Below are 6,692 nucleotides of genomic sequence, written 5' to 3' on the forward strand. Positions count from 1 at the left end.
CGATGGGAGCCTCGATGACACATCTCAGGTCCGTGTTGCTCGCCTTATGGCGTAATGTCCGCCGGACCGGCAGGCGGCCCGGCGACCGGTCGACGCCGTATCCGATGTCGAGCATTCCGTCCCCGTCCACGTTCGCGAAGGTGGCCGCCGCCGCGGCCGCCGCGGTCACGGTCGCGGTGGCCTCCCCCGCTCTCGGGGCGTTCGGCGCACGGGGCGGCGATCACGCTACCAAGGTGACACCGAAGATGAACGGGCACTGGGTCAACACGTGGGTGTCGATGCCGCAGCTCACCGAGCCGTCCAACATGCCGCCCGCCCCCTTCACCCAGGACGGCCTCGTGCTCGCCGACAGCACGCTGCGGCAGACCGTCCACACCTCCATCGGCGGGCGGCAGGTGCGGCTGCGCTTCTCCAACGCCTTCGGCGGCGCGGCGCTGCCGATCACGCGGGTCTCGGTGGCGCTCCCCGCCGGCGGCCAGGCCGGCGTCAGCGCCATCAAGCCCGGCACCTCCCAGCCGGTGACCTTCAACGGCCGGCCGTCCGTCGTCATCCCCGTCGGCTCGCTCGCCGTCTCCGACCCGCTGAACTTCGAGCTGGCCCCGCGGTCCGACCTCACCGTGACGATCTACCTGGCGGAGGGGCAGAAGTCCACCGCCATCACCTCCCATCCCGGCTCCCGCACCACCTCCTACATGGTCAACGGCGACCACGTGGACGCCGAGGACCTGCCGGGCGCCGCCTCCACCGCGCACTGGTACTTCCTCAGCGGGCTCGAGGTGTGGTCCAAGCCCGGCATCGCGGCGGTCGTCGTCGTCGGCGACTCGCTCACCGACGGCCGGGGATCCACCACCAACGGGAACGACCGCTGGCCGGACCGGCTGCTCGAACGCCTGCACGCCTCTCCGGCCACCTCCGGCGTCGCCGTCCTGAACCAGGCGGCCGGCGGCAACCGCGTGCTCAACGACGGTCTCGGCCCGAACGCCCTCTCGCGCCTCGACCGCGACGTCTTCTCGCAGAGCGGGGTGAAGTGGCAGCTCGTCTTCGAGGGCGTCAACGACATCGGCACCGCCGAAGCGAGCCAGGCCGCCCAGCGGCAGGTCACGGCCGACCTCATCGACGCCTTCTGCCAGATGGTCATCAGGGCGCACGCGCTGGGCATCCGGGTGTACGGCGCGACGCTCACACCGTTCGGGGGCAACCAGGCCTACGACGATCCGCAGGGCTACCGGGAGGCGTCCCGGCAGGCGGTCAACCAGTGGATCCGCACCAGCCGCCGCTTCGACGCCGTGATCGACTTCGACCGCGCGGCCCGCGACCCCGCCGACCCGCGGCAGCTCCTGCCCGCCTACGACGTGGGCGACCACCTGCACCTCAACCCCACCGGCTACCAGGCCCTGGCCGACGCCGTCCCCGCCCATCTGTTCAAGGACGTTCCCCTTCCCTGGGGCTTCGGCTTCGAATGACGCCCACGGGCCTATCTCCACCAGGGCTCGCGCTGACGGGCCCTGGTGCGGCGTACGGGCCGGCTCACTCGGGCCGGGCGACGCCGAGAACGTGGTTGACGTGGAAGAGCTGGAACCGGTCCAGCCCATCGATGGCGAACCCCACCGCGGTCATGGCGGCCAGGACGTCCCTGGCCGGGTGGCAGCCACCGGCGACGCGCGACCAGACCGGGGTGACCAGCCGCTCGGCCAGCGTGAGGGTCGCGTGCTCCGAGCGCTGGTGCTCGTAGAAGTGGAGCCGGCCCCCGGGCCGCAGCACCCGCCGCACCTCGGCGAGCGCCGCCTGCGCATCTCCGGCACGGCACAGCGCCAGCGAGCAGACGACGCCGTCGCACGAGGCGTCCGGAACGGGCAGTCGTTCGGCGGCTCCGTCGAGAACGCGCACGGGGATGGCGACGCCCGTCGCGGCGTCGCCGGCGGCGGCGCGGAGGAACGGGTCGTCCTCGACGAGCACGATCTCCGTGACGCCGGACGGGTAGCAGGTCACCTTGACCCCGTCGCCGGCGCCGATCTCCAGGACGCGCCCGCTCAGGCCCGCCATGAGCTTGCGGCGTTCGGGGGTCGGGCGCGTGCCTTCTCCGCGGCCGACGCACACCGGGCGGGGGTGGTGGAACTGCTCCATGCCGCGCCCGCGGGCGTGGCGGGGATCGGGAGGCCCGGCGAGGGCGAGCGTGCGCAGTGTCATGTCTTCTCCTGAACTCGACGCCTCCACTTTGCGGCCCGCTTTCCGTCCCGGCCGCGCTCGATACGCGGCCCATACGGCTCCGGGGCGGATCCATGCGGCTTCTTGACGCGACGCCCCTCCCCGGACGTGCGAGGCACGAGCGGCGCCGTCCCACCGGACCGCCCGGGGAACCCGCGGCGCGAACGTCCAATACTGACGTTTTCTTGACGCCGCGATCACGAAGAAACCCCGTTCCACCTCGGTAAGGTGCAGAACGCCCATACGCGACATTTACTCGGGGGTGGCGAGAGGTTGGCCAGGGCGACGCCGTCCGGCGGTACCGGGGCGGGCGGGCTGCGGACGTGGTTGCTCGACGGGCTTCAGGCGGACCCCCGGCAGATCGAGCAGGGACCGCACAAGAAGCACACCTGGTGGCAGGTCATGTGCCTGACCGGTGTGGACTACTTCTCCACCCTCGGGTACCAGCCGGGTATCGCGGCGCTGGCCGCCGGGGCGCTGTCCCCGGTCGCCACGCTGCTGCTCGTCGTGCTGACCCTGCTCGGCGCACTGCCGATCTACCGCCGGGTGGCCGTGGAGAGCCCGCACGGGCAGGGTTCCATCGCGATGCTGGAGAAGCTCGTCCCCCAGTGGTGGGGAAAACTGTTCGTCCTGGCCCTGCTCGGGTTCGCGGCCACCGACTTCATCATCACCATGACCCTGTCGGCGGCGGACGCGACCGCGCACATCCTGGAGAACCCGTTCCTGCCCGGCTTCCTCGGCGGCCAGCGCGTGCTCATCACGCTGCTGCTGCTCGGGCTGCTCGGCCTGGTGTTCCTGCGCGGCTTCGGCGAGGCGATCGGCATCGCCGTGCTGCTCGTCGGGGTCTACCTCGTGCTCAACGCCGTCGTGGTCGCGGTCGCGATCGTCCACGTGCTGGTGCGGCCGTCGCTGGTCGTGGACTGGGAGCGGGTGCTGAGCGTCCAGTACAGCAGCCCGGTGGCGATGATCGCCCTGGCCGCGCTCGCCATGCCCAAGCTCGCGCTCGGCATGTCCGGCTTCGAGACCGGCGTCGCGGTCATGCCGCTGGTGAAGGGCGACCTCGCCGGGCGCGTCCGGGGGACCAGGCGCCTGCTCACCGTCGCGGCCGCCATCATGAGCGTCTTCCTGATCCTCAGCAGCTTCGCCACGACCGTGCTGATCCCCGAGCGGGAGTTCGAGAGCGGCGGCAAGGCGAGCGGCCGTGCCCTGGCCTACCTGGCCCACGGGTTCCTCGGCGACTGGTTCGGCTCGCTCTACGACGTCAGCACGATCGCCATCCTGTGGTTCGCGGGCGCCTCGGCGCTGGCGGGGCTGCTCAACCTGGTGCCGCGTTACCTCCCCCGGTACGGCATGGCGCCCGACTGGACCCGCGCGACGCGCCCCCTGGTGCTGGTGTTCACGGCGATCGCGTTCGCCATCACCATCATCTTCGACGCCGACGTGGACGCGCAGGGCGGCGCGTACGCCACGGGCGTGCTGGTGCTGTTCATGTCGGCCAACGTCGCGGTCGCCCTGGCCGCCCGCCGGCACGGGCAGCGCGGGCTGATGTACGGGTTCGTCGCGATCGGCGTGGTGCTGGCGTACACGCTGGTCGCCAACGTCATCGAACGGCCCGACGGCGTGAAGATCGCCTCGTTCTTCATCGTGGCGATCATCGTCACCTCGCTGGTCTCCCGGGCCACCCGCTCGACCGAGCTGCGGGTCAGCGAGGTCCGTCTGGACGCGCAGGCCGACCGGTTCGTGCGGGACGCCTGCGGCGAGATCCATCTGATCGCCAACGAGCCGCATCGGCGCGACCAGGACGAGTACCACGACAAGCTGCGCGAGACCTGGCTGAACCACCGGCTGCACAGCAGGGACCCGATCATCTTCGTCGAGGTGACCGTGCCGGACGCCTCGGAGTTCGAGACCGAGCTGCGCGTCACCGGCGAGGAGAGGTACGGGCACCGCATCCTGCGGGTGGAGAGCTCGACCGTCCCGAACGCCCTGGCCGCGCTCATGCTCTACCTGCGCGACCGTACCGGCCGGGTGCCGCACGTCTACTTCCACTGGGCCGAGGGCAACCCGATCACGGCGATGCTGCGTTATCTGGTGTTCGGCGGGGGCGACGTGCCGCCGCTCACCCGCGAGGTGCTGCGCCAGGCCGAGCCGACGCTGGAGCGCCGCCCGCACGTCCACGTCGGCTGAGCGCGGGAGCGTGACCGTGCTGGTCGGGCGGACGGCCGGCGCGGAACGGGCCGATCAAGGGCGCTCGTCGGGATCGCGTCAATAATCCAGACAGACGCGTATGGAAGGCGTCAAGAGTCGTATTACCCCCCAAATCTCGCGATTTGCTGACTCTGTGGCCGTCCGTCTGGGCGGCCTCGAGCATGCTGATCCGGATTTCAAGGAGTGGGGATGGCCGACGTCATCTTCGTCGCCCTGACGATCGCGATCTTCGCGATCCTCGGGCTCGTCGTCAAGGCGGTGGAGCGCTTGTGAGCGCCGTCAACGCAGCCGGGCTGGTGGTCACCGCGGCATTGGTGATCTTCATGGTCGCGGCCCTGCTCTTCCCGGAGCGCTTCTGATGTCGTCGACCTTCGCGGGCGTCCTGTTCATCGGATCCCTCATCCTCGCCCTGGTGCTGACGCACCGCCCCCTGGGCGACTACATGTACCGCGTCTTCACCGGCACCCGGCACCTGGCCGTCGAGCGGGTGGTCTACCGGCTCATCGGCGTGCGCCCCGACGCCGAGCAGCGCTGGAGCGTCTACGCGCGCGCCGTGCTGGCCTTCTCGGCCGTGTCCATCCTGTTCCTGTACGCCTTCCAGCGCCTGCAGGACAAGCTCCTGCTCAACCTGGGCCTCCCCGCGGTGCCCGACCACATCGCCTGGAACACCGCGGTCAGCTTCGTCACCAACACCAACTGGCAGGCGTACTCGGGCGAGTCCACGATGGGCCACCTGGTGCAGATGGCCGGCCTCGCCGTGCAGAACTTCGTCTCGGCGGCGGTCGGCATCGCGGTGGCGATCGCCCTGGTGCGCGGGTTCGCCCGCAGGCGCACCGAGAACCTCGGCAACTTCTGGGTCGACCTCGTGCGCGGCACGGTGCGCATCCTGCTGCCGATCGCGTTCATCGGCGCGCTGGTGCTGGTGGCCGGCGGCCTGATCCAGAACTTCTCCGGCGTGCACGAGGTCGCCACGCTGGCCGGCGGCACCCAGAAGATCACCGGCGGGCCGGTGGCCACCCAGGAGATCATCAAGGAGCTCGGCAACAACGGCGGCGGCTTCTACAACGCCAACTCCGCCCACCCCTTCGAGAACGCCACGAGCTGGACCGACTGGATCGAGATCTTCGCGATCCTCGTGCTGCCCTTCGCGCTGCCGCGCACCTTCGGGCGGATGGTCGGCGACACCCGGCAGGGGTACGCGATCGTCGCGGTCATGGGCGTACTGGCGTTCACGAGCGTCGCCGTGCTCACCGGCCTGGAGATCGCGCACCACGGCACCGTCCCCCAGGCGGTGGGCGCCGCGATGGAGGGCAAGGAGGTCAGGTTCGGCGTGCCGGACTCCGGCACCTTCGCGGCGGCCACGACGCTGACCTCGACCGGCGCGGTGAACTCCTTCCACGACTCCTTCACCGCCCTCGGCGGCATGATCACCATGGTCAACATGATGCTGGGCGAGGTCGCGCCCGGCGGCGTCGGCGCAGGCTTGTACGGCATGCTCGTGCTCGCCGTGATCACGGTGTTCGTGGCCGGCCTGATGGTCGGACGCACTCCGGAGTATCTGGGCAAGAAGATCGGCGCCCGCGAGGTCAAGCTGGCCTCGATGTACTTCCTGACCACGCCGGTGCTGGTGCTCGTCGGCACCGCCCTGGCGATGGGATCGCCGGCCGAGCGGGCGAGCATGCTCAACTCGGGTCCCCACGGCCTGTCGGAAGTGCTCTACGCGTTCACCAGCGCGTCCAACAACAACGGCTCGGCGTTCGCCGGCATCACGGTGAACACCCCCTGGTACGACACCGTCCTCGGGTTGTGCATGGCGTTCGGCCGGTTCCTGCCGATCGTCTTCGTGCTGGCCCTGGCCGGATCGCTGGCCGGGCAGGCGCCGGTGCCGGCGTCGGCGGGCACGCTGCCCACCCACCGGCCGCAGTTCGTCGGCATGGTCGTCGGCGTGACCATCATCCTCGTCGCGCTCACCTTCCTCCCCGCCCTGGCGCTCGGGCCTCTCGCAGAAGGAATCAGCTAATGGCCACACCTGGGATCTACGCCCCGGGCCGTGCCCCCGCACCGCCCGGACCCGCTCCCGAACCCCGCGACGAAAAGGTCGGCGGCGGGCTGCTCGACCCCAAGCAGCTCCTCACCTCACTGCCCGAGGCGCTGCGCAAGCTGAATCCGGTGACGTTGTGGCGTAACCCGGTGATGTTCATCGTGGAGGCCGGCGCGGTGTTCACCACCGTGCTGGCGGTGACCGGCCCGTCGTTGTTCGCCTGGGCGATCGTGGTGTG

5 protein-coding genes and 1 pseudogene are annotated in these 6,692 nt (G+C 70.6%); 5 read left to right on the forward strand and 1 reads right to left on the reverse strand.

Annotation, left to right across the window (positions count from 1 at the left end):
- Positions 1–104 precede the first annotated feature (104 nt).
- Positions 105–1,463 carry an SGNH/GDSL hydrolase family protein gene (locus tag ACFQSB_RS09050; protein ID WP_380825564.1) on the forward strand — a complete coding sequence of 453 codons (1,359 nt, stop codon included), beginning with the start codon at positions 105–107 and terminating at the stop codon, positions 1,461–1,463.
- Positions 1,464–1,527: 64 nt separating this feature from the next.
- Here ACFQSB_RS09050 and ACFQSB_RS09055 read toward each other — a convergent pair whose 3' ends face one another.
- The gene (locus ACFQSB_RS09055; protein ID WP_380825566.1) at positions 1,528–2,187 is read right to left on the reverse strand and encodes a class I SAM-dependent methyltransferase; all 660 of its coding nucleotides are present in this window, start codon (positions 2,185–2,187) and stop codon (positions 1,528–1,530) included.
- A 291-nt stretch (positions 2,188–2,478) separates the two neighbouring features.
- Between ACFQSB_RS09055 and ACFQSB_RS09060 the strand changes: the two genes are divergently transcribed.
- From ACFQSB_RS09060 to ACFQSB_RS09075, 4 genes and pseudogenes are all read left to right on the forward strand, one after another.
- Positions 2,479–4,392 (forward strand): APC family permease, encoded by a 1,914-nt coding sequence (locus ACFQSB_RS09060; RefSeq protein WP_380825568.1) that lies wholly within the window; start codon positions 2,479–2,481, stop codon positions 4,390–4,392.
- A gap of 290 nt (positions 4,393–4,682) precedes the next feature.
- Positions 4,683–4,772 carry a K(+)-transporting ATPase subunit F gene (gene kdpF / locus ACFQSB_RS09065; protein ID WP_354843158.1) on the forward strand — a complete coding sequence of 30 codons (90 nt, stop codon included), beginning with the start codon at positions 4,683–4,685 and terminating at the stop codon, positions 4,770–4,772.
- Positions 4,772–6,433, forward strand: a complete 1,662-nt coding sequence (gene kdpA, locus ACFQSB_RS09070) for a potassium-transporting ATPase subunit KdpA (RefSeq protein WP_380825569.1) — start codon at positions 4,772–4,774, stop codon at positions 6,431–6,433. Before kdpF ends, kdpA begins: the two co-directional genes overlap by 1 nt.
- Positions 6,433–6,692, forward strand: a pseudogene (locus tag ACFQSB_RS09075) (potassium-transporting ATPase subunit B); the annotation flags it as partial. The gene kdpA and the pseudogene ACFQSB_RS09075, both read left to right, overlap by 1 nt.

This window comes from Sphaerisporangium rhizosphaerae, assembly GCF_042665155.1.
Lineage (GTDB): Bacteria > Actinomycetota > Actinomycetes > Streptosporangiales > Streptosporangiaceae > Sphaerisporangium > Sphaerisporangium rhizosphaerae.

Coding starts and splice junctions, on each gene's coding strand:
- ACFQSB_RS09050 (WP_380825564.1), top strand. CDS start 105: ATGTCGAGCATTCCGTCCCCGTCCACGTTCGCGAAGGTGGCCGCCGCC.
- ACFQSB_RS09055 (WP_380825566.1), bottom strand. CDS start 2,187: ATGACACTGCGCACGCTCGCCCTCGCCGGGCCTCCCGATCCCCGCCAC.
- kdpA (WP_380825569.1), top strand. CDS start 4,772: ATGTCGTCGACCTTCGCGGGCGTCCTGTTCATCGGATCCCTCATCCTC.